General features: G+C 64.9%; 25 protein-coding genes. 11 read left to right on the plus strand and 14 right to left on the minus strand.

Annotated elements, in window-relative coordinates:
- Positions 1-13 precede the first annotated feature (13 nt).
- Positions 14-193 carry a DUF1328 family protein gene (locus tag ACIQ3B_RS01275; RefSeq protein ID WP_397399372.1) on the minus strand — a complete coding sequence of 60 codons (180 nt, stop codon included), beginning with the start codon at positions 191-193 and terminating at the stop codon, positions 14-16.
- Between the two features lie 125 nt (positions 194-318).
- On the opposite strand from ACIQ3B_RS01275, the gene cobT reads away from it, so the two are divergent.
- Positions 319-2,268, plus strand: a complete 1,950-nt coding sequence (gene cobT, locus ACIQ3B_RS01280) for a cobaltochelatase subunit CobT (protein WP_397399374.1) — start codon at positions 319-321, stop codon at positions 2,266-2,268.
- Positions 2,265-3,221, plus strand: coding sequence for an esterase-like activity of phytase family protein (locus tag ACIQ3B_RS01285; protein ID WP_397399376.1), 957 nt, complete (start codon positions 2,265-2,267; stop codon positions 3,219-3,221). The genes cobT and ACIQ3B_RS01285 overlap by 4 nt, the downstream gene beginning before the upstream one ends.
- Positions 3,222-3,268: 47 nt before the next feature.
- Here ACIQ3B_RS01285 and rpmB read toward each other — a convergent pair whose 3' ends face one another.
- From rpmB to ACIQ3B_RS01305, 4 genes are all read right to left on the minus strand, one after another.
- Positions 3,269-3,565 (minus strand): 50S ribosomal protein L28, encoded by a 297-nt coding sequence (rpmB, locus tag ACIQ3B_RS01290; protein WP_397399378.1) that lies wholly within the window; start codon positions 3,563-3,565, stop codon positions 3,269-3,271.
- Positions 3,566-3,979: 414 nt separating this feature from the next.
- A complete protein-coding gene (locus tag ACIQ3B_RS01295) occupies positions 3,980-6,271 on the minus strand; it encodes a penicillin acylase family protein (RefSeq protein ID WP_397399380.1) in 2,292 nt (763 codons plus the stop codon).
- Between the two features lie 55 nt (positions 6,272-6,326).
- The gene (locus ACIQ3B_RS01300) at positions 6,327-6,716 is read right to left on the minus strand and encodes a DUF5367 family protein (protein WP_397399382.1); all 390 of its coding nucleotides are present in this window, start codon (positions 6,714-6,716) and stop codon (positions 6,327-6,329) included.
- Entirely contained in the window at positions 6,713-7,243 is a 531-nt protein-coding gene (locus ACIQ3B_RS01305) for a GNAT family N-acetyltransferase (protein ID WP_397399384.1), read from the minus strand. The genes ACIQ3B_RS01300 and ACIQ3B_RS01305 overlap by 4 nt, the downstream gene beginning before the upstream one ends.
- 89 nt (positions 7,244-7,332) lie before the next feature.
- Here ACIQ3B_RS01305 and ACIQ3B_RS01310 point away from each other — a divergent pair, with 89 nt between their 5' ends.
- The 3 genes from ACIQ3B_RS01310 to ACIQ3B_RS01320 all read left to right on the plus strand — a co-directional run bounded on the left by ACIQ3B_RS01310 (position 7,333) and on the right by ACIQ3B_RS01320 (position 9,428).
- A complete protein-coding gene (locus ACIQ3B_RS01310) occupies positions 7,333-8,691 on the plus strand; it encodes a M24 family metallopeptidase (protein ID WP_397399386.1) in 1,359 nt (452 codons plus the stop codon).
- Complete coding sequence (gene cdd / locus ACIQ3B_RS01315) at positions 8,688-9,074, plus strand: cytidine deaminase (protein ID WP_397399388.1); 387 nt, start codon at positions 8,688-8,690, stop codon at positions 9,072-9,074. The genes ACIQ3B_RS01310 and cdd overlap by 4 nt, the downstream gene beginning before the upstream one ends.
- 99 nt (positions 9,075-9,173) lie before the next feature.
- Complete coding sequence (locus tag ACIQ3B_RS01320) at positions 9,174-9,428, plus strand: hypothetical protein (RefSeq protein WP_397399390.1); 255 nt, start codon at positions 9,174-9,176, stop codon at positions 9,426-9,428.
- A 90-nt stretch (positions 9,429-9,518) separates the two neighbouring features.
- Here ACIQ3B_RS01320 and ACIQ3B_RS01325 read toward each other — a convergent pair whose 3' ends face one another.
- The gene (locus tag ACIQ3B_RS01325) at positions 9,519-10,430 is read right to left on the minus strand and encodes a lysophospholipid acyltransferase family protein (protein WP_397399392.1); all 912 of its coding nucleotides are present in this window, start codon (positions 10,428-10,430) and stop codon (positions 9,519-9,521) included.
- A gap of 119 nt (positions 10,431-10,549) precedes the next feature.
- Between ACIQ3B_RS01325 and ACIQ3B_RS01330 the strand changes: the two genes are divergently transcribed.
- Together ACIQ3B_RS01330 and hisN are read left to right on the plus strand one after the other, a co-directional pair.
- Positions 10,550-10,930 (plus strand): helix-turn-helix domain-containing protein, encoded by a 381-nt coding sequence (locus tag ACIQ3B_RS01330; RefSeq protein WP_397399394.1) that lies wholly within the window; start codon positions 10,550-10,552, stop codon positions 10,928-10,930.
- Between the two features lie 44 nt (positions 10,931-10,974).
- Positions 10,975-11,784: a histidinol-phosphatase gene (gene hisN / locus ACIQ3B_RS01335; protein WP_397399396.1), complete on the plus strand. Its 810-nt coding sequence runs from the start codon at positions 10,975-10,977 to the stop codon at positions 11,782-11,784.
- On the opposite strand, the gene ACIQ3B_RS01340 is transcribed toward hisN, so the two are convergent.
- From ACIQ3B_RS01340 to ACIQ3B_RS01350, 3 genes are all read right to left on the minus strand, one after another.
- Positions 11,785-13,167: an alpha/beta fold hydrolase gene (locus ACIQ3B_RS01340; RefSeq protein WP_397399398.1), complete on the minus strand. Its 1,383-nt coding sequence runs from the start codon at positions 13,165-13,167 to the stop codon at positions 11,785-11,787.
- 8 nt (positions 13,168-13,175) lie between these two features.
- Positions 13,176-13,484: an SCP2 sterol-binding domain-containing protein gene (locus ACIQ3B_RS01345; RefSeq protein WP_397399400.1), complete on the minus strand. Its 309-nt coding sequence runs from the start codon at positions 13,482-13,484 to the stop codon at positions 13,176-13,178.
- 218 nt (positions 13,485-13,702) lie between these two features.
- Positions 13,703-14,539 carry a class I SAM-dependent methyltransferase gene (locus ACIQ3B_RS01350; RefSeq protein WP_397399402.1) on the minus strand — a complete coding sequence of 279 codons (837 nt, stop codon included), beginning with the start codon at positions 14,537-14,539 and terminating at the stop codon, positions 13,703-13,705.
- A gap of 206 nt (positions 14,540-14,745) precedes the next feature.
- Between ACIQ3B_RS01350 and ACIQ3B_RS01355 the strand changes: the two genes are divergently transcribed.
- A complete protein-coding gene (locus tag ACIQ3B_RS01355; protein ID WP_397399404.1) occupies positions 14,746-15,201 on the plus strand; it encodes an Hsp20 family protein in 456 nt (151 codons plus the stop codon).
- 57 nt (positions 15,202-15,258) lie between these two features.
- Here ACIQ3B_RS01355 and ACIQ3B_RS01360 read toward each other — a convergent pair whose 3' ends face one another.
- From ACIQ3B_RS01360 to gpmA, 3 genes are read right to left on the minus strand one after another with little or no spacing between them, the layout of a single operon-like run.
- Positions 15,259-16,521 (minus strand): pentapeptide repeat-containing protein, encoded by a 1,263-nt coding sequence (locus tag ACIQ3B_RS01360; RefSeq protein WP_397399406.1) that lies wholly within the window; start codon positions 16,519-16,521, stop codon positions 15,259-15,261.
- A gap of 51 nt (positions 16,522-16,572) precedes the next feature.
- A complete protein-coding gene (locus ACIQ3B_RS01365) occupies positions 16,573-17,022 on the minus strand; it encodes a bifunctional diaminohydroxyphosphoribosylaminopyrimidine deaminase/5-amino-6-(5-phosphoribosylamino)uracil reductase RibD (protein WP_397399408.1) in 450 nt (149 codons plus the stop codon).
- A 40-nt stretch (positions 17,023-17,062) separates the two neighbouring features.
- A complete protein-coding gene (gene gpmA / locus ACIQ3B_RS01370) occupies positions 17,063-17,773 on the minus strand; it encodes a 2,3-diphosphoglycerate-dependent phosphoglycerate mutase (RefSeq protein ID WP_397399410.1) in 711 nt (236 codons plus the stop codon).
- Positions 17,774-17,853: 80 nt separating this feature from the next.
- Between gpmA and ACIQ3B_RS01375 the strand changes: the two genes are divergently transcribed.
- Positions 17,854-18,099 carry a hypothetical protein gene (locus ACIQ3B_RS01375; RefSeq protein ID WP_397399412.1) on the plus strand — a complete coding sequence of 82 codons (246 nt, stop codon included), beginning with the start codon at positions 17,854-17,856 and terminating at the stop codon, positions 18,097-18,099.
- The gene (locus tag ACIQ3B_RS01380; RefSeq protein WP_397399414.1) at positions 18,096-19,061 is read left to right on the plus strand and encodes an SIS domain-containing protein; all 966 of its coding nucleotides are present in this window, start codon (positions 18,096-18,098) and stop codon (positions 19,059-19,061) included. Before ACIQ3B_RS01375 ends, ACIQ3B_RS01380 begins: the two co-directional genes overlap by 4 nt.
- Positions 19,062-19,067: 6 nt before the next feature.
- On the opposite strand, the gene ACIQ3B_RS01385 is transcribed toward ACIQ3B_RS01380, so the two are convergent.
- Together ACIQ3B_RS01385 and ACIQ3B_RS01390 are read right to left on the minus strand one after the other, a co-directional pair.
- Positions 19,068-19,490 (minus strand): MaoC/PaaZ C-terminal domain-containing protein, encoded by a 423-nt coding sequence (locus tag ACIQ3B_RS01385; RefSeq protein ID WP_397399416.1) that lies wholly within the window; start codon positions 19,488-19,490, stop codon positions 19,068-19,070.
- Between the two features lie 11 nt (positions 19,491-19,501).
- Positions 19,502-19,999, minus strand: a complete 498-nt coding sequence (locus ACIQ3B_RS01390; RefSeq protein ID WP_397399418.1) for a MaoC family dehydratase N-terminal domain-containing protein — start codon at positions 19,997-19,999, stop codon at positions 19,502-19,504.
- 179 nt (positions 20,000-20,178) lie between these two features.
- Between ACIQ3B_RS01390 and ACIQ3B_RS01395 the strand changes: the two genes are divergently transcribed.
- Positions 20,179-21,681, plus strand: a complete 1,503-nt coding sequence (locus ACIQ3B_RS01395) for a phosphomannomutase/phosphoglucomutase (protein WP_397399437.1) — start codon at positions 20,179-20,181, stop codon at positions 21,679-21,681.
- The last annotated feature ends 19 nt before the right edge of the window (positions 21,682-21,700 follow it).

Here is a 21,700-nt window from a genome sequence, read left to right on the forward strand (position 1 = left end):
CATGGGGCGCGAACTATCCGCCCGAGAGCTTCCTGCCCGCAAACACGCCCAGCACGACGAAGACCACGAACACGACGAGGGCGACCAGGAACAGCAGCTTGGCGATGCCGGCGGCGGCGCCAGCGATGCCGCCGAAACCCAGCACGCCGGCGATGATGGCGATCACCGCGAAGATCAGAGCCCACTTCAACATTTTTGTTCTCCTTGAACAGGCAGCTTTCGCCCTCAGTCTGGAGAACCCCGCCGGAGCGTGAGTGTTCCCTGCCCTGCAATTCCCTGTTTCACGCGCCGCCCCGGGTGATCTATTGATCGACCTGCATGGCCAAGAATCCGGAAAGCCCCCTGGAACCCTTCAAGCGCGCGCTCGCTCACGCGGCGCGATCCCTGGCGGAGTCCGATGATCTCGAGATTGTCTTCTCCGGTGAAGGTCCGCTGCTCACCGGCAATCGGGCGGTTCTGCCGCATCCGCCCCGCGACCTGACCCCGGCCGACGCCGCGCGTATCCGGGGTATGGCCGACCAGATGGCGCTGCGCGTCGCCCACCATGATCCCGTCGCCCACGCCAGGAGCCGCCCGCAAACGGGCGCCGGGCAGCCGATCTATGACGGGCTGGAACAGGTGCGCATCGAGGCCATCGGCGCCAACGCCATGGGCGGGGTGAAACAGAACCTCACCGCCGTGATGGACCACAACTGGTCGCGCCGGGTGTTCAACGACGTCGAGGCCATGGCCAATCCGCCACTGGCGGAGGTGATCTCGCTGATGGTGCGCGAGCGCCTGACCGGCGAGCCGCCGCCCGCCAACGCACGCGCGCTGGTCGACATGTTCCGGGCCGAGGTGGAGGCCAAGGCCGGCGCGGATCTGGATCGCCTGACCGGCGCCGTCGAGGATCAGAAGGCCTTCGCCCGGATCGCCCGCACCATCATCCGCGACCTGGAAATGGGCGATGATCTGTCGGACGCGCCCGATCAACCTGACGACAGCGAAGACGGCGAAGAGGGTGAACCGGAAGCCTCCGAGGATCAGGACGAGGGCGACGGCGAGAGCCAGTCCCCCCAGCAGTCCTCGATGGACGATGATGAGGCCAGCTCGCGCGAAGCCGACGACGCCGACAGTCAGATGATGGAGTCTGAAGCCGATCCTGACGCCGATGACAGCGAAGAGCCTCCGGAAATGGGCGACGGCGAACAGCCGGCTCGTCCCGATCCTTCCGGCGACAACCGCGCCATCACCTACAAGGTCTTCACCACCGCCCATGACGAGGTGGTGGCCGCCGAAGAGCTTTGCGATCCCGAGGAGCTGACGCGCCTGCGCGCCTACCTCGACCAGCAACTGGCCAGCGTGTCCAACGTGGTCTCGCGCCTGGCCAACAGGCTGCAGCGCAAGCTGCTGGCCCAGCAGAACCGGTCCTGGACCTTCGATCTCGAGGAGGGCCTGCTGGATGTGGCCCGCCTGACCCGGGTGATCGTCGACCCCACCGCCTCCCTGGCCTTCAAGGAGGAGGAGGACACCGAGTTCCGCGATACGGTGGTGACCATCCTGATCGACAATTCAGGCTCGATGCGGGGCCGCCCGATCATGGTGGCGGCGGTGTGCGCCGATATTCTGGCGCGCACGCTGGAGCGGTGCAGCGTCAAGACCGAGATCCTTGGGTTCACGACGCGCGCCTGGAAAGGCGGATCGTCGCGGGAAGACTGGCTGAAGGCCGGAAAGCCCGCCCAGCCTGGCCGCCTGAACGACCTGCGTCACATCATCTACAAGGCCGCAGATGCGCCCTGGCGGCGCGCACGACGCAACCTGGGCCTGATGATGCGCGAGGGGCTGCTCAAGGAGAACATCGACGGCGAGGGCCTGATGTGGGCTCACCAGCGCCTGATGGGCCGCCCAGAGGCGCGCCGCATCCTGCTGGTGATTTCCGATGGTGCCCCGGTCGACGACAGCACGCTCTCGGTCAACTCCGGCCACTATCTGGAACGGCACCTGCGCGAGGTGATCACCGAGATCGAGGGCAAGAGCCCGGTGCAGTTGATCGCTATCGGCATCGGCCACGACGTGACCCGCTACTACAAGAACGCCGTCACCATCGTGGATGTCGAGCAACTGGCCGGCGCCATGGTCGAGCAACTGGCCGACCTGTTCGACGAGGATGTGCGCCGCGTGACCCGCAAGAACGCGAACCTGCTGGCGCCGCCGCCCAACACCCAGGGGCCGCAAGGTTCGTCGCGTCGGACTTCGACGTTCAAGGAAGTGCGAAGGGCCAAAGCGTGAGACGGCTGGCGGGCCTGTGCTTCGCGCTTATGCTGGCGGCTTGCGCCCCGCAGAGCGCGCAGCTTCAAAAGGGCTCCATGGCTGCTGGCCCGGCAATCCGCGTGGTCGCCGAGCCCGTTTCCGAGGGTCCTACGCCCGGTACCGGCAGGTTCCGATTTGCCGGAGGCCTTGTCCTGACCTCGCCCGACACCTCGCGGCTACACGGCCTGTCAGACCTGGAAATCACGACAGATGGCCGGCTGGTCGCCATCAGCGACGACGGGGACCTGGTGACCGGACGTATCGTGCTGGACCCGGCCGGCCGCCTTGCCGGCGTGACCCGGACGACGCTGACGCCGCTCACCGATCTGGCCGGAAAACCGCTGGGCGGCGACAAGGCGCGATCCGACGCCGAGGGTCTGGCGATCTTTCCGAACGGTGACCGGATGGTCAGCTTCGAGCGCGATCACCGGATCTGGCTCTATCCGGCGAAGGGGGGGGGGCCGCGCACGGTTCCCTCGCCGAACGCGCCGTTCCCGGACAACCTCGGTATGGAAGCCCTGGCCCTGGACCCGATGGCCGGGCCTGGCGCCTACCTCGTCGGCCGCGAGGATACCCGTGAGACGTGGGTATGCCGCCTCGCCAGCGGCTGCGTGCCGGGTGTCCGACCCGGCAACGATAGCATGGGCATGCTGGTGGCGGCCCGGCCCCTGCCCGGTGGGCGCTGGGCGTTCCTGCTGCGGGATTTCAACGTCGCCTCGGGCGCGACCATCCGGATCCTGATCACCGACGCTACCGGCCGGACGCTGGATCTGCACACCATCATCCGCCCGGCCACGGTGGACAATTTCGAAGGCGTAACCGCCCTGCCCCGCGCCGACGGATCGGTGCGCTTCTATTTGATCTCGGACGACAATTTCTCGGCCGCCCAGCGCACGCTGTTGCTGGCGTTTGACTGGACCCCACGCAAATAGAAGGGGCCGCTCTTTCGAGCGGCCCCTTCAGGATTTCAAGGCTTTGATCAGGCCGCGGCGGTCTCGGCGATCTTGGCTTTCACGGCGCGCTTGATCTTCAGCGCCTTGGCCGAGAGGACCTCGTCCCGCGAGTTGAGTAGAACAGGGTCGAGGCCGCCCCGGAAATCGACCGTGCGCAGCGCCGCGTTGGTGATGCGCAGGCTGAACGCCTGGCCCAGCGAGTCTGACTGAAGCTTCACAGCCGCCAGGTTCGGCATGAACCGGCGCTTGGTCTTGATGTTCGAGTGGCTCACGTTGTGGCCGACCATAGGACCGACACCCGTGATTTCGCAGCGGCGCGACATAAGCGAATACCTTCGCGTGGAAATGAGTGTGCAACGGACGAGGGTCCGCGCAAGGAGCGGGCGATATAGAGGAAGGGGGCCTTGTGCGTCAAGGCAGGGCGAGACCTGAAACCTTCGAAGTCGCCCTTCAACGAAACTTCGTTGTGCATCGAAGCGATTCAGACACAACATATCGTAGGGAACGAAAACTGAATCGTTGGGTGTCAGTGATTCGGTCGCGGTTTGTTGCGCCCTCGTTCCGCCATCCCCGACCAACTTATCAAGATTGGCTTCAAGGGGTCATCCCGTGACATTCGCAGCCGAAAAGCGCGCGAAACTGCGCCCGGCATCCCGTAGGACCTGATTGAAATCAGCTTCAAGGAGACGACCCATGGCTTCCGTAGCTGACGCCGGGGGCCTGAGAGGCAGGCGGCCCTACTTGCCCTTCAGCACCATCGTTGAGACCGCCGCCCTCCGGATCGCCGCAGGGGTGAAATTCAGGTCGTCCCAGCCCTTCTGTGAGTAGAGCCGCGTCTGGTCTGCGGCGTTGGGCGAGGTGGGATTGGTGGACTGGGAATAGCTCAGGACGCCCTGGCTGATAGGCCCCTTGGGGGTGAACTCCACCGCCATGATCCAGCTGGAGCCGTGGCGGATCTTGGTCCAGCCCAGCTCCGGCTTCAGTTCGACCGGGGTGATCACATTGAAGATCCCCTCCGGACCCGGGCCACCATGGATCGGGATGCGTTCGCCGCCGGCGCGGGGCTCTGTCTGGACCTGGGCCAGGGTCGCGTTCATCGGGATTTTCAGGGTGCGCAGTTGCTTCACACTGTCCAGAAGGGCGGCCAACACCTTGGGATTTTCCACGTCGAGGGTGTTGGGCGTATTGACCGGGTCGGACGGGTCGAAGGGGACCTTGAAGGCCAGCCCGCCCTTGTCGGCAAACAGGCGGAAGATGTGCGCGCCGCGACTGTCGAGGTTCACCTTCAGGTCCCACGCCGCCAGGGCGTCACAGGCTTCGGCCAGGTCCGGCTGGGGTCCGGCGGCGGCCCGGCGACAGAGCGCCACCAGAGGGTCGCGGGCCATCTCTGCCCCGAGATTGCGGTTCCCGAACAGCACGGCCTGCACGCCGGCCAGATCGAACTTCGGCGCGCCCAGGCCATCGGTTCCGGCAACCCGATCCTCGATCTGCTTGAGGCTGAGCCGGGTGCGCAGTGAGCGGGCGGTGGCTTCCTCGCCGAATATCCGCCCGAAACCGGCCAAGGGCTGTTTCGTATTGGTCAGCCAGTAGCTGTCGTTGGAATTACTGGCGTAGTCGTTGCGAAAGATCTGCGGCAGGGCCGATGCGGGATAGATTCCGGCCGTCGCCGCCCTGGGGTCGCTGTCCCACTCGCAGGCTGATCGTGATCCGTCCAGCACGGGAACCCGGGTGGTCTTCCACGCCGTGCGCGCGACATCCGAGACCGAACAGGCCTCGGCCTTGGCGTCGGTGACAAAGGGCAACGGGCCGATATCGCCGTAGAAGGCCTCACCTCCGGCATCGACCGCCGTCGTATTGAAGCCAGCCGCCTGGAACCTGCTGAGCGCTGCCGCAAGCTGCCGGACGTTCCTGGCCTGGTACATGGTCAGGTACTGGTCGACGCTGCGAAGATCGACCGGCGCGTCGCGGACAGCAAACGCCCGCTCGGCCGTCCAGGGGTTGGTCGGCGCCTCGACCACCGGCCCGAAGCGGGTGTCGTAGAGGGTGCGGGTGAGGGGTTCGAGACCGGCCGAGGTCTTCACCTGGATGGTGACGGCGGTCTTCTCCATCGGAACAGACTTGCCGTCATGGATGTAGGCGGTGGGATCCTTCGGATCGAGTTTCAGCTCGAACAGGCCAAAGCGCCGGGCGGTGGAAACGGTGTGTGTCCAGGCGACCCATTGATTGTGGCCGATGCCGATGGTGGGACTGTTCTGCAGGCCTGCGCCTACGATATTGAGCTTACCCGGAATGATCAGATGCATCCGGGTGAACCGGTTGATCCCGTCCCAGGGGTAGTGCGGATTGCCCAGCAGCACGCCACGGCCGGTTTTCGTAACCTCGCGCCCCAGCGCATAGGCATTGCTGCCCTGCCCTTCGGGAACCGGCGAGCGTTCGGCCGGGCCGTGGGGCGCCACGATGTCGGCGACCCCGGGCGGGGCGGCGGTGGCCACGCCAGCCATCATGGTGGGCTGCTGGCCAGCGACGATCGCGCGCCAGTAGTCGGTCTCCGTGTAGGCGCGGATCCAGGCGGCGCCCTTGCATCGCGCGTCAGGCAGGTTGGCCGCGCCGGTGTCGCGCACATAGCGGTTGATCCCGGCGATGAAGCCCCTGCCCAGGGCCCGGGCGTCGGCGGAGGGTTTGAAGCCACCGGGCACCTCGCCGGCCAGCTTGGCCTCAAGGCGGCCGGTTCTGATCAGCCGCTGATGATAGAGGTCGCTGACGATATTGGCGTCGCGCTCGCCGGCGCCGAGGTAGCGGGATCGCTCACCACTGACGGTCATTGTCCGTTCTGCGAAGTCGCAGAAATTGTCCTGGGCGGCAGCATAGCCGGCGCCATACCCAAGGCCGCCATAGTCAGCCGCGGTGACATGCGGCGCCCCATAGGCCGTGCGAACCAGTTCAGCCCTGTAGGACGGTTCCCTGGCTGTTGCGGCTGTCGTAAACGCCAGTGAGGCCGCCACGCTCAGCGCCCATGTGCCCAAACGCATGATCTCTTCCCCAAGCTGACCCGCCATCTTGCAGCGCGGCAGGCTGACGTCGAAGCTAGGGTATGCGGACAGTACGCGCCAGCCAAAGCGCATAGGCCAGAAGCACCGCCGTGCCGAAAATCAGCACCGCCGCGAATGGCCCGGCGGTTTCAGGCCTGAGACCCGTGAGCAGGCTGAAGTTCAGGATGTACGCCACGTCACCGAACAGGCCCGGCAAGATCAGGATGACGGCGGCCGCGACCGCTTCCGACGGCGCAACCTTGCGCCAGGACATGATGGAACGCAGGAGCACGCAGACGCTGACCCCGATGGCCAGACCGCTCAAGCCCAGCGCGACCGGCCCGCTCTCGAACATCATCGTCCCGCCGAACCGGAACATCACCGCACCATTCAGCCACACGCCGAAGCCCAGCAGGCCAAGGATGATCATTTCCCTGCGTGTCATGATCCGCCTTTCCTGGCCGCACCCGGTCGGTCCAGGCGCAGGTAGACGCTATCACACCACTCGCCGCCGATGAGCCAGGTCTTTGGCGCCCGCCTGGTTTCCCGGAAGCCGGCCCGAGCCAGCAGCCTGAGGCTGGCTTCATTGCGAGGGTCGACGTCTGCGGTCAGATGTTCAATGTCGCCTGAAAACGCATGCGGGATGAACGCCATCAGCGCCTCGAGGGCGTAACCCTGGCCCCAGCAGTCCCGCGCGAGAATGTAGCCGACATCCGGCGGGCGCCAGCATCCCAGTTTTCCGATACACCGGCCGTCGACTTCGAGGATGAGGTCGATATCCGATTGCGCGTCAATCATGCTGGATAGCCACTGCCGGGTAGTCTCCAGGTCTGGATGGGGCAGGGTCGACCAGTACCGCATGGCCTGGGGATCAGACAGGATGGCGTGCATCGCCAGCAGGTCGCTCCCGCGCGCCTGCCGCAGCCGCAGGCGAGCGGTCTGGATCACAGTGGGAGAGACGGCGCGAGTCATCTCGCCATTCTCCCCCGGCGCCGAACACCCTACAACAGAGCCTGTTGCCGCAACTGGGGTTCAGGATGGGACGGGTTGGTCCGAGGGGAATGTTGATTGGCGCGGCCATGATGGTGCTGTGCGCGCCCGTGGCGTTCGCGGCGGATCCTCCGGTGCTGTCCATGATCGAAACCGAACTCACCCGCCCTGCCCTGCCGCCTATCCTGACCATGCGCGACCGGGCCCGGGTGGAAAACGCGCTGTTGGCCGACCGGCTGGACACGGTGATCCCGCGCCTCATGCGCGACCAGAAGATCGACATGTGGGTGCTGGTCGCCCGCGAGTACTTCGAGGATCCGGTGGTCGCCACCATGCTGGACGCCGAGAGCCTGCATGCGCGCCGGCGCACGATCCTGGTTTTCTTCGATCCCGGCGAGGGCCGACCCGTCGAGCGCCTCACCGTCAGTCGATACGGCATGGGCGACCTGTTCGCAGGGGCCTGGGACCCGCAGGCGCAACCCGATCAGTGGAAGGCGCTGGCCGAACTCATCGCGCGGCGGGACCCGAAAAAGATCGCGATCAACACTTCCAGCCTCACCGCCTTCGGCGACGGCATGACGCTCAGCCAGCATGGCGAGATGGTCGCCGCCCTGCCCCAGACCTACCGCGACCGGATCGTTTCCGGCGAAGGCCTGTCGGTGGGATGGCTGGAGACCCGCACACCCGCCGAGATGAAACTCTATCCCGGCATCATACGCCTGGCGCACGCCGTCATCGCGGAGGCGTTCTCAGACGCCACCATCAAGCCCGGCAAGACCACCACCGCAGACGTGGTCTGGTTCTATCGCGAGCGCCTGGCGCGGCTGGGGATCGCCACCTGGTTCCACCCCTCGGTCGCGCTCCAGCGGCAGGGCGTGAAGGGCTTCCTCGACGGCGACACCGTCATCCAGAAGGGCGACCTGCTCTGGACCGATTTCGGGATCACCTATCTACGCCTTAACACCGACACCCAGCATCTGGCCTATGTGCTGAAGGACGGGGAAACCCGGGCGCCGGCGGGCCTGCGGGCCGGACTGGCGGCGGCCAACCGGGTGCAGGACGCGCTGACCTCGTCCTTCGCCGTTGGATTGGCTGGCAACGAAGTGCTGACCGCGGCGCGGGCGAAAGCTGTCGCCCGGGGTCTGAAGCCGACCATTTATTCGCATCCGCTGGGCTACCACGGTCATGGCGCGGGGCCGGCGATTGGGTTCTGGGATAACCAGAACCCGGACATCCGAGGGTCGCTGAAGGTTCACGCTGACACGGTCTGGTCCATCGAACTCGCCGCCACCGAACCCGTTCCGGAGTGGGGCGGTCAGGACGTGGCGTTCCGCGCCGAGGAGAATGCGTTCTACGACGGCCGGCAGGTCCGCTATCTCGATGGTCGCCAGACCGAGCTGACATTGATCCCGGGACGCCCTGACCGATGACCACAATCCCCGCCGAGCTTCACCGCCTGCTGGCCAACAGCCACGCGCCCTATTCCGGCGTCCATGTAGCCGCCGCGGTCGAGGGGCCCGATGGCGGGCTGCACTTTGGCGTCAATGTCGAGAACGCCGCTTATCCCGAGGGCGTCTGCGCCGAGGCCAGCGCGATCTCCGCAGCGGTGACGGCAGGCGCGACGTCAATCCGCAGGGTCTGGCTGGCCTCGTCCCTGCCGGGACTGATCTGGCCCTGCGGCGGGTGCCGGCAGAAGATCTGGGAGTTTGCCGAACCGGGCTGCGAAGTGGTCAGTGTGGGGGCCGACGGCGCCGAGGACCGCCACACGATCGAGGCGCTGCTGCCCATGGGCTTTCGGTTGCTGCGCGGATAGGTCCCTAAGCTGGCTGCGCCTGACCTGTCAGGAAGCGCGCAATCCCGACATGGCCCCGGATTTGCTGCGTCCGGCCCGAAGCTGAAGAGAGCAGGCAGAATGCACACTTTCGACACCGGCATTGTTTCAGAGCGGGAAGCCCAGCGGATTTCGACCGCCTTCTATCGTTTCCTCGAACGCCACAGCGACGAGGATATCGAAGTGGCCTCGATGCAGATCCAGCCCGCAGGCCATAGCCAGCAGATTGCGATCCGTCTCTGGAGCGAACAGGCCCTGTCAGAGTTTCAACGCCATGTCGCCGCCTTCACCGTGCCAATCCCGGCAGGTGTGCTGGCGATGGCGACCCACGCCTGACGGACGCGCGGCCGCCCGGCCCGCCTTCACAATGCTTTACACCTTGGCTGGGAACGCGGGTGGCACAACACGGCGCAACCCGGTGTCGGCTCAATCCCGATACATCTCGCCAGGCCAGCGCTTGTGCACCCAGAACCATTCGTCGGGCCGGGCCCGCACCCGCTCTTCGATGAAGGCGTTGATTCTCCGGACACCGGCCTCGATGTCGGCATCCCGGTCGCCGGTGTCGACCAGATGGATCGGATCATGGACGATGACCTTGAAACGGGCCTGATCGCCAATCCGCTGCACACTCATGGGCTGGATCGGAATTCCAAAACGCAGCGCAAACGTGGCCGGGCCCGGGGCTGTATGGGCCGTGTGTCCGAACAGGGGCGCCGCGACGCCGCCGTTGAACTTCTGATCATTCATCAGCGCCACAGACTCTCCGCGCCCCAGCCCGCGCATCAGCTCCCGTGCGCCATCCAGACCCTTGGGGGCGAACAGACGGACGCCGTAGCGAAACCTGTTCTCGCGCACCATCTGATCCACAAGCGGGTTGTTCATGGCCCGATAGGTGATCTGGCAGTTTACCCCCGCCTGGATGATGGCCGCAGGCATCAGTTCGAAGTTTGAGAAGTGTCCGGAGATGAAAACCACCGGTCCAGCACCTGCGGCGATGGCGGCCAGCCGCTCCGCGCCCTCCACCTCGACCCGGCCGGGGTCTGCGACGATGCGGTCCAGATTGGTGTACTCAGCGGCTGTTCGGCCTAGCTCGGACCATTGCGCCCGCAGATGTTGGTTGATTTCAGCGCTGTCAGTTTCAGGAAACACCAGTCGCAGATTTCGCTCCGCAACGCGGTGCGCCGGAGTCAATGGGCCAAGCATGCGGAACAGCGCGGCGCCACAATTCGAAGCGGAATCGATGGGAACAAGGCGGGTCACCGTCGAAACGACGCGAAAGAGCGCCGCCTCAAGCATCCAAATCCAATTTGACACGTATGACTGGTTAGATGTGTCCATCTCGCCTTCTTTGGCGTGGCGCTTCACTTTCGGCAATGGAGGCGATTGGCGTGGCAATTGCGTTCTCTGAACCACGGAGTCCCGGAGCGGGACGCTTGGACACGATGGCCGGGGAATCCATGGACGAGATTGACACCCATCTTGGTCGCCGTTTGCGCCGCCGTCGTCGCCTGTTGGGCCTGACCCAGCAGGAGCTCGCAGAGACGTGTGGCGTGCGCTTTCAGCAGATCCAGAAGTATGAATGCGCCGCCAACCGCATGTCGGCTGCACGCCTGTGGCAGCTGGCCGATATTCTGGAAGTGCCAGTCAGCTACTTCTACGAGGGCTTGACCCGCGATCAGCGCGAACATCTCGAGCGCGGCGAAGACGGTAACGCGAACGACACCATCGCCAGCAAGGAAACCCAGGACCTCATTCACGCCTACTATCAGCTGGCAGAGCGCCCTCGTCGGCGGCTTCTGGATCTAGCAAAGGCGATGAACGGCGAACTGGAAGCCTGATTTTGGCCTGACGCTGGCCAGTCCGAGGGGATAGACTGAGGGTCATGACCCTTGACGCTGCCCGCCTGGCCAACCTCGATGCGTTCCTGATCGACCTCAACAAGGCCGCAGCCGCCGAGATTCTGCCCCTGTTTCGAGGTGTCCATGGGCTCACCAACAAGTTCGAGCAGGGCTTTGACCCCGTAACTGAAGCTGACAAGGGCGCCGAGCGGGCGATCCGCGCCCTGATTTCGGACCGCTTCCCCGATCACGGCGTGATCGGGGAGGAATATGGCGAGGATCGGCCAGACGCCGAGTTCGTCTGGGTGCTGGACCCCGTCGACGGAACCCGGGCCTTCATAGCCGGCCTGCCGTTGTGGTGCACCCTGATTGGCCTGCGTTTCCAGGGCTCGCCGGTGCTGGGCTCAATCGGCCAGAGCTTCCTGGGCGAGCTCTATATCGGGTACGCTGGCGGCTCCCGACTGATCAATCGGGATGGGGTAACGCCCCTTAATGTCAGGCGGTGCGCGGATCTCTCGAGCGCCATCATCGCCACCACCGATCCAGAGGCCTGCTTCACAGATCAGGAACGTGCGGCCTGGACGCGGCTGCGCGCGGCGTCGCGGTTGGCGCGACTGGGCTGCGATGCCTATGCCTACGCCATGGTCGCGGCAGGCACCCTCGACCTCGTTGTGGAGGCCGGTCTGAAGAGCTGGGATATCGAGGCGGCGATCCCGGTCATCGCCGGCGCCGGTGGACTCACCACGGATTGGCGAGGCGCCGCAGTCGGACAGCAGGGCGGCCAGGTCGCCATCGCTGGCGACAGGGCCTGTCTTGAGGCGGCGCTGGCGGCTTTGTCGCCGTCGGCTGTCTGATCAGGCCTCCGGCTTCGCGGTCTTTTTTGGCGGGGCCTTGGGAGCAGGAGCTTTTTTCGCGGCCGGTGGTTTTGCGGCGACCTTAGCGGCGGGTTTGACCGCAGCAACCTTCGCGGAAGTTTTGGCGGGCGCTTTGGCCGCAGGCTTTGGCGGCGCGGCTTTCGCCGACGCTGCTTTGGCGGCAGGCGACTTGGCGGAAGCTGGCTTGGCGGCGGCCTTGGTCGGCTGCTTCTTTGCGACCGCCTTGGCCGGCGACTTGGCTATGGGCCTGGCCGACGAGGCCTTGGGGGGCGGCGCAGACTTGTCCTTTGCTGAGGTCGGTTTGACTTTGGCTGGCGTGCTCACAGGCGGGGCCACAGGCTCGGGTACGCGTGCAGGCTCGGGAGCAACTGCGACGGTCGCCGCAGGGGTGGACTTCGTAGCCTCGGCGGGCTGAGGCGCGGTCTTGCCGGTGAGTGCATCAAACACTCGCAAGAAGATGTTACGCATGTCGTCCGTCTCCATGAGGATCTCGTGGTAGGCTCCGGGAACGGTGATCAGCCGTCCCTGGGGGAGATTGCGCGCGGCAGCCGCCTGAGCAGCGTTGTCCACCAGTCGGTCGGCGGCGGCGGAAAGGATCTCCACCGGGATTGTAACTGTCCGAAGCCGCGCCGAACTGGCCAGGAAACCAGTGGCGCGAAACGCGAAGTCAAGCCAGCCCCAAGTGGGCGCCCCCAACGCCAGATCCGGATTCGCGCGAACCTGGGCGCGGTAGCGCGCGAACCGGCGCGCATCGTGCGTCAGCACATTGGTGTCGAACGCATCGTCGAAGGGCTGCCCGGGTTGGCCCAGTACATAGCGTCCTGACCGGCCGAGCGCGAGGTTCAGTCGCATCAGCGCCTGGGCGACCACCGGCGAAAACTTGCCAAACTGAAGCCCAAGCATGGGGGCGGAAAGGACTGCGCCAGCGAACCGTCGTTCGCCGTTCGCCAGCGCCAACAGCGTCAGGCACCCACCCATGGAATGACCGATAGCCACCCACGGCCCGGGCAGCCGCGACTCGAAAGCATTGAGCAGCCTGCGATAGTCTTCGAGAAAGGCCTTGTACCCCCTGGCATGCCCCTTGAGGCGGTCAGGAAGCTCGCGCATCGACAGACCCTGGCCGCGCCAGTCATGCGCCAGCACGACGAACCCGCGATCCATCAGGTCGCGGATGGTTTCGAAGTACTTCTCGATGGGTTCCGTGCGCCCCCCGGACAGCACGACACTGCCACGCGCCCTGCCAGGGGGCGTGAAAAGCGCCGCCCTGAGCTTTGCGCCGCCGGCGCCGACAAACCATACCGGCTCGGCGCCGGGCGGGATCGGATCATCCGGAATGTCGACGAGATGCGCGGGCTCAAACATGATCTGACCTATACCGCCTGCTCGAAAAGCGTCTGAATCTGCGGCTGCAGACTGAACGCCAGTCCCATGTCTGACAGCTTCATGCGCCCTGTCATCAGAGCCCGCGTGGGATCGAGCTCTCGTTTGCCCAGCCGGACCAGATCGGTGCGACTGATCCAGACCGTGAGGTCCGCCGGTCGGTCGTCATTGGTGACCGATGCGCCGTCGACATGGATAACGCCCTCGCCCTTGAGGTCGAGCTTTACCGTCTTGCCAAGACCCGCGCCTGAGGCCGCCGCCTGGCGGATCCGGTCGGTCAGCTCCGCCAGAGTAACCATAGCCCGTCACAACGCTCCCCGGAGCTTGTCCGTTTCAGATGGAATCATCTGAAACGGACAGGCTCATTTTCACACATTTAGTGCGCGACAGGCGCTTCAACCGGTATCCACTTCAAGCTGTCGCGCTCTGGTGAGGCCGAACATCGCGTCCGGCGTCGGCGGTGCAAACCGTCCGTGACGCGGATATGTCACGTTTGACGCCGGCGCGTCGCGCTGGATCAACGGGGCTTGACGAACCGCAGGGTCATTCGGTCGCTTTCGCCGATCGCGTCGTATTTCGCACGATCAAACGCTGGATTGGCGGGCTGGCCCGCTGGTGCGGAGCGTTTCACCGGCGGCAAGGTCCAGACGCCGAAGGGGTGATCCTTGGTGTCCTTCGGATTGGCGTTGATCTCCGAGCTGGCGGCCAGCTTGAAGCCCGCTTTCTGGGCCGCAGCAACGACCGTGGCCGTGGAGACATAACCGTCGGTGATGCCTGGAACCTCCGGTCGAGGATCCGCGCGGTGCTCTTCCACACCCAGAACGCCGCCCGGCTTCAGCACGGCGAAGAAATCAGCCATCGCCTTGTCGAGAAAGCCCGGTGTGTAGGTGAAGTTGTGGATATTGCGCGACGTGAACACAAGGTCCGCCGAGTTCGGGGCGCCCAGCGGCTTCGACGCGACACCGAAGCCCGTGTACTTGATCACGCCGTACTTCGCCGGGTCGGCATACTTGGCCTTGAACGTCTCAAGACCCTTCTTGGCAGCTTCGGACGTGCGCGGGTTGTCGACGTCGGTGACGCCGGCCACATAGGTTCCGCTGGTCGCCTTGGCATAGGGCGCAAGGATCTCGGTCCAATAGCCGCCGCCGGGCGAGATTTCGATCACGGTCTGCTTGGCCTTGAGGCCCCAGAAGCCAAGCGTCGCTGCCGGGTTGCGGGCTCCATCGCGGGCCTTGTTTTCAGCCCCGCGATCCGCCGACGCGACGGCGGCCTGCAGCCTGGCGTCGGCGGCGTGCGCGGGAAAGGTCGATAGGGTCAGGATAGCGGCCGAAGCGGCCATGGCGAAACGAAGCATGAGGGGGGTGTCTCCGGTTGCAGGTGATTCCAAGCTAGGCCGCGTCGCACAGAACGAACAGGCCTTGAAGGACATTCATTGGTCCCCATTTGAGAAGTTGGAGGCGCTGGATGTCCGGGCCTTCTGGATCAGGGACGACGCCATTACGGGTCGACCACCGGATCCATCCTGAACCGCAACCTTGCTTTGAAAGAAGGATGTGACCTATGCGTACGATTGATTTTGCCCCCCTTTATCGCTCGGCCGTGGGCTTTGACCGTCTGGCGTCGCTGATTGAAACCGCGTCCGCCGCCGACGCCACCGGATATCCGCCCTACAACATTGAGCGCACTGACGAGAACGCCTACCGCATCGAGATCGCAGTGGCGGGTTTCCGCCCCGACGAACTCAATATCGAGGTCCGGGAAAACCGCCTGACGGTCACCGGGCGAAAGGCCGCCAATGACGAGGCGCGAACCTATCTGCATCGCGGTCTGGCGGCTCGGGATTTCGAGCGCCGCTTCCAATTGGCGGACTTCATTGTTGTGGCCGATGCAGACTTGGCGGACGGCCTGCTTTCCATCTCGCTCAAGCGCGAAATCCCGGACGCGTTGAAGCCGCGCCGGATTGAGATCAACACCACTGTACAGCCAGACCTGCTCGAGAGCGAAAAGGCCGCGTAACGGCCCATTGATCGGGGTGGCGCGCCGTCCGATGGCGGCGCGCCACCTGATATCCGGTCAGATAGTGTCGTCCAGGCCTCGCACGCCCTGGCGGATGATCCCGGAGAAGTTTGCCTGCTTCAACTGAGCTCCCGAGAAGTCAGCCCGGCTGAGGTCCGCATCAACGAAAATCGCATGCCGCACGTCGGCGTTGGTCAGATCTGACCCCTTGAGCTGAGCCCCCGAGAGGTTGCAGGGTAGCACCCGGTCGGCGCCCAACAACAGTGGCCCCATCTGGGCCTCGCGAAGGTCCGCGCCCGATAGTTTCGCTCCTAGGAGCCGGGCCCCGCGCAGGTCGGCCCGACGGAGCTTGCAGTTGCGAAGGTCCGCGCCGTCCAGGTGAGCGCCCTGCAGCTGCACGCCTTCCATGTTGATCCCGTAGAAGACCGCCGCCTTGGCCGAAAGCGCCGTCAGATTGTAGCCGCTAATGCTGGAAAGCCCCCTTAGATCTGCTCCGTCAAAGGACGAGGGTTTGCCTTCCCCACCGCCGGTCTCGCACCAGCGGGCGTGTTCGCGGATCATGTCGTCATAGGGCAGTTCATCGAGCGCGCGGCCGGCAGGCTGGTCGGTCAGTGCGCCGGTCATGTCAGCACCCGTTACATTCCAGGCCACCATGGTGGCGCCTACCAGTATGACGTCTCGCAGGTCCGCCCCGGCCAGGTCCGCCCCCGAGAGGTCGCATCCGGACATGTTGGCGCCCTTCATATTGGCCTGTTTCAGATTGGCGCGGGTCAGTTTCGCATGCTTGAGAATCGCGTCGGTGAAATCCGCACGCATGGCCATGACGCCGGACAGGCGGGACCGCTCCAGATTGGCGCCAGCCAGAATGGCGCCGCGCATCTCGCCCTGGGCCGACTGACCCGTTTCGACCCTGCGCAAGCCAAGCTCGCGGCTGGCCGCCGCCAGCGTACCTTCCCGTAGATCCGCCTCAAAGAGATCTGCGCCGGTCAGGTCTACATTGCGCATGCACGATCCTCGAAGATCGGCGCGGCGCAGCGAGCCTTCGCGAATGTCGCAACTGGTCAGGTCGGAGCAGAACAGCGTGGCGTTGTCCAGCTGTGCACCCTTCAGATCGCAACCGATCATGATGGCGCCGCTGAAGTCCGCGTCGCAGAGATTGCGACCTTTCAGGTCGGCCCCACTCAGATCCTTGAAAGCGAAGACAGCTCGCGCCCCGCCCGGCTTCGAACTCCAAAGACGGTCATGCTTCACACAGATCGCGTCCACCTCCGCCTGGCTCAGGCGAGTAGGGACCAAGGTTCTGGACTCGGAGGGCTGCATCGGGTTTTCAGGTTCAGCAGGAACTCGGGAAATACCGTAGTCTAAGCAGGATTAACGACGACTTTCCACAGCCTTTGCAGGGACATAGTCGACGTACAGCGCCCTCGCCTCCAACTCCATCAACCCCTGATCTACGCTGATGCCCGCATTCATCAACTTCTGCGCGCCCTGGCCGGCGGCGAACACCGACAGATCCGCACAGGCATACACCACCCGCGAGAGGCCGGCGGCAACCAGCTGATCGCTGCAGGAACTGCCGCCGCCGGATCGTATGGCGCAGGGCTCCAGGGTGACATAGGCTGTTGCGCCGCGCGCGCCTTCTTGAACGCCATCCAGAGCGAGTTCCTCGGCATGGGGTCGTCCGCCGTCTGCCGTGGCCCCCTCGGCGATCACGATTCCATCGCGCACGATTACGCAGCCCACCGCCGGATTCCCGCCGGTCTTGCCCAGCTGGGCTAGGGCGAGCGCGATGGCGCGGCGCATATGGTCAGCGTCTGTCATGCCGCCAGAATGGACGCACCCGACGGCCAGGTGAAGCGCCTTAAACCGGCGGCAGCGCGGTGGCCCGGACATCGTCCAGGTAGCGCGCCGACGTCGGCTTCAGATCACCACCCAGCTCGATCACCAATGGGTTGCTGGTCGGGATCTCCACTTTCACGATCGCTTCGTCCGAAAGGCCGAAGAGCAACTTCACAATGGCCCGCAATGAATTGCCATGCGCGGCCACCAGCAAGGTCTCTCCGCGCTTCAGGCATGGCGAAATCTCGGCGTCCCAATAGGGTTGCACGCGGTCCAGAGTGGTCTTGAGGCTCTCGGTTGTTGGCAGGATGACACCCGCGTAACGCCGATCGCCTGAGAAATCGAACTCGCCCCCCGGCGCTAGCTCGGGCGGGTGCACATCGTAGGAACGCCGCCAGATCGTCACCTGGGCGTCCCCGTGTTTGGCGGCGGTTTCGGCCTTGTTGAGCCCGGTGAGGCCGCCGTAGTGCCGCTCGTTCAGACGCCAGTCCTTCACCTCGGGTACGAACACCTGCCCTGCCGTCTGCAGCGCCAGCCAGGACGTGCGGATCGCCCGAGTGAGGACTGAGGTGAACACCCGGTCAATGGACAGACCAGCGGCCTTGATCAATTCACCGCCCTTGCTGGCCTCGGCCTCGCCCTGGGCGGTCAGGTCCACGTCGACCCAACCGGTGAACCGGTCTTCAAGGTTCCATTGGCTCTGGCCATGGCGCAGCAGGATCAGGGTTGGCACTGGCGGTTCCTCAATTGGGGACGTCCCGGCTAGGGCGCCGGCCCCTACCGCGTCAAGGCGGAGCGGGCTATAGCGGGGTCATGTTGGATCGTTTCTACCTCCCGCTACTGGGCCTCGCCGCCGTTGCAGCGCTTGGACTGTCGCTGGTCTGGCCGCAGGGACTCGGCGACCGATCGCCAGCGCCATTTGGTCATGACCCAGTACAGCGCAGTCCCGAAATGCAGGCCGCCATGCGTCGTGAGACCGAGGCCGCTCAGCGTCGGGTGGATCAGGCCCGGCAGGCCGTGCGCAACATCCAGAATGAGGCGATCGCGCCGTCGCAATGAGCAAAACCCCCTCCATCACCATCGGCCGGCGTGTGCTGGAAACCGAGGCCGAAGCGCTCGGTCGCCTCGCCGCCGGGCTGGATGACACCTTTGCCAACGCCGTAGAAATGCTGTTCGCAGCGCAGGGCCGGATCGTTTGCACCGGTATCGGCAAGTCAGGTCACGTTGCGCGCAAGATCGCGGCCACTCTGGCTTCGACAGGTTCCGCCGCCATGTTCGTACACCCCAGCGAGGCCAGCCACGGCGACCTCGGCATGATCGGCTCGGGCGATATCATCCTGGCGCTGTCCAAGACGGGTGAGACGCGCGAACTGGCGGATATCATTGCCTTTGCTGCGAGATTTGCGATCCCGTTAATCGGCATGACGGCAGTGATGGACAGCGCGCTGGGGCTGGCGTCCGATCTGGTTCTGAAGTTGCCGGATGCGCCGGAGGCGACGGATGCGGTCAATGCGCCGACGACATCCACCACCCTGCAGATGGCGCTGGGCGACGCGTTGGCCGTTGCGCTGCTCGAGCGGCGCGGATTTCAGCCCCAGGACTTCAAGGTGCTGCATCCCGGCGGAAAGCTCGGCGCCATGCTGCGCACCGCCGCAGACCTGATGCATGGCCGTGAGGAATTGCCCCTGGTAGCGCCCGAGACGCCTATGCGTCAGGCCCTGCTGGTGATGACCCGGATGCGGTGGGGGATCGTCGGCGTCGTAGACCCGAACGGACGTCTGCTGGGCGCCATCACCGACGGCGACCTTCGACGCCACATCGACGGCCTGCTGGACCGCACCGCTGGAGACGTGATGACGCCCGGCCCACGCAAGACCGCGCCGCCCCAAATGCTGGCCGGCGAAGCGCTGGCGTTGATGAGCGATCCGCTACCGGCGGTCACCGTCCTCTTCGTGGTCGAGGACGGCAAGCCGCTCGGCATCCTGCATGTTCACGACCTGCTGCGCGCAGGCGTGATGTAGCCTCGGCTACGGATCGACCCGCGCCTCCGCATAGCCGCTCAGCACCTCGACGCCGTTCTGGTTGGTGGTAGCCACATCCAGTTCGACAAAGGTTTTGCCGTCGCGCTCGGTGATCGCTTTGACCGTAGCGCTGGCGTCAAGCGCATCGCCTGGCCACACCTGGCTGGTGAAGCGAACGCCGTATTTGGTCAGCCGGGTGTCGCCCACGTAGTCGGTGAGCATCTTGCCGGTCATGCCCATGGTCAGCATGCCGTGGGCAAATACACTGGGGTAGCCGGCGACCTTGGTTGTGAATATCTCGTCGGTGTGTAGCGGATTGTAGTCCCCGGAAGCACCGGCGTACTGGACGATCTGGGTGCGGGTGAGGTCGTCGACCAGCCGGGCGGTGTGGACATCGCCCACCTTGAGCTTGCTTGCGTTGAGCGCCATGACGGGTCCTCCTACTTCTGCTCGACAGGGCGTTCGGTGCGCACGCCGACGCCGCGCGCCGTGACCACCAATTCGCCGTTCTGATCGCGGTACTCGGTAACGGATTCCGAGAACACCAGCTTGCCCGAACGCCGGCCCTCCTTCTCCCAGGTCTTCCCGGGCAAGGTCGTAGCGGTCAGCACGTCGCCGGCCCTTAGCGGGCGATGGTACTCATAGTGCTGCTCGGCATGCAGGCCGCCGCCGCCGCCACCTCCACCGCCCCCGCCCGTACGAACAAGGCCGGTCGGATTCTTTCCCGAGCCGAACCAGGGCTGGCCAATCTTTGGCCGCAGGAAATAGTCTGGATCGAACTGGGCGCTGGACTGGACGAAGGTCGGAGGCGCGATGATGCCGCCAGCCTCGGTCTTCCTGGCTGCCTCCTCGTCCATGTAGGCCGGATTGTCGTCGCCGATTGACCGCGCGAACAACAGGATATGCCCCGCTTCAACAGGGAATTTTTTGGCGGCCATCGCGCTCCCTCTACATTGACGGCGTTTCTCGGACGCCGATTGGCGCTAATGAACGAGGCTAGACGGCTGCGGTCAACACCGATTGATGCCGCACTGCGCATTGGAACAAAATCGCCGCTGTTAAGCCTTCAGTTGGGTGAAGCCCTTATGGCCTCTCTCACGACATGCCGGAGTCCATGATGCTGCCCGCCCCCCGCGCCGACCTTCGCCCCAACACACTGGACTACGAGAACTATCCGCTGGTGAAGGCGACAGGCTTTCGGGAGTATGACGCCCGCTGGGTTCTAGGGCCGGATATCAATCTGCTGGGCATCGAGGCTCTGGGGCTGGGCCTGGGCACGCTGATTCATGAGATGGGCCAGCGACGGATCGTGGTCGGTCACGATTTTCGCTCTTATTCTCTTTCGGTAAAGCAGGCGCTGACCATCGGTCTGGTCGCAGCCGGCTGCGAGGTGCTGGATATTGGCCTGGCCGTCTCGCCGATGGCCTATTTCGCCCAGTTCGACCTGGATGCACCTTGCGTCGCAATGGTCACCGCCAGCCACAACGAAAACGGCTGGACCGGCGTCAAGATGGGCGCACAACGGCCCCTTACCTTCGGACCCGAGGAGATGGGCCGGCTCAAGGAGCTAGTACTCGGCGCCCGGTGGGAGCAACGCCCCGGGGGAACCCTGGCGCACATCGCGGGCGTGGCGGAACGCTACATCACCGACGCGACCTCACGGCTGAGCCTGAAGCGGCCGCTGACCGTGGTGGCCGCCTGCGGCAACGGCACTGCCGGGGCCTTCGCGCCGAAAGCCCTGCGCGATATGGGCGTCGCCAATCTGATCGAAATGGACTGCGAACTCGACTACACCTTCCCCAAGTACAATCCGAACCCCGAAGACAGCATCATGCTGCACGCCATGGCCAGGACCGTGCGAGAGCATGGGGCCGATCTGGCGCTGGGCTTTGACGGAGACGGCGACCGCTGCGGGGTGGTCGACGACGAGGGCGAGGAGATCTACGCCGACAAGATCGGTCTAATGCTGGCCCGCGATCTCTCCTATCTGCACGCAAACGCAACCTTCGTCGTCGATGTGAAGTCCACCGGCCTGTTCGCCACTGACGAGGTGCTGAAGGCGAATGGGGCCACTACCGTCTACTGGAAGACCGGCCACAGCTATATCAAGCGCAAGACGGCCGAACTGGGTGCGCTGGCGGGTTTCGAGAAGAGCGGCCACTTCTTCATGAACCCGCCCATCGGACGCGGCTATGATGACGGTCTGGTTGCTGCGGCGGCCATCCTGGCCATGCTGGACCGCAATCCCGACAAGAAACTTTCGGATCTCAAGAGGGCCCTGCCCCTCGCCTATACGTCGCTGACCATGAGCGCGCATTGTGCCGACGAGGAAAAATACGGCGTCGTCGACGATGTCGTGGCCGAATACACCGCATTCGCGAAGGACGGCGGCACGATCCTGGGAAGGAAGATCGTCGACTTGATTACCGTCAATGGGGTTCGGGTCGCGTTGGAAGACGGCTCCTGGGTACTGGTCCGCGCCTCCTCCAACAAGCCCGAGATCGTCGTCGTCGTAGAAAGTACGCGTTCCGAGGACGACATGCGGGCCCTCTTCCACCAGGAAGTGAAACCCCGGCTTACGAGGCGGTCGCAGGTGGGCGCCTACAACCAGGAAATCTAGATCTTTGAACAAGCCGCGG

It is taken from the genome of Phenylobacterium sp. (genome assembly GCF_044358365.1).
Lineage (GTDB): Bacteria > Pseudomonadota > Alphaproteobacteria > Caulobacterales > Caulobacteraceae > Phenylobacterium.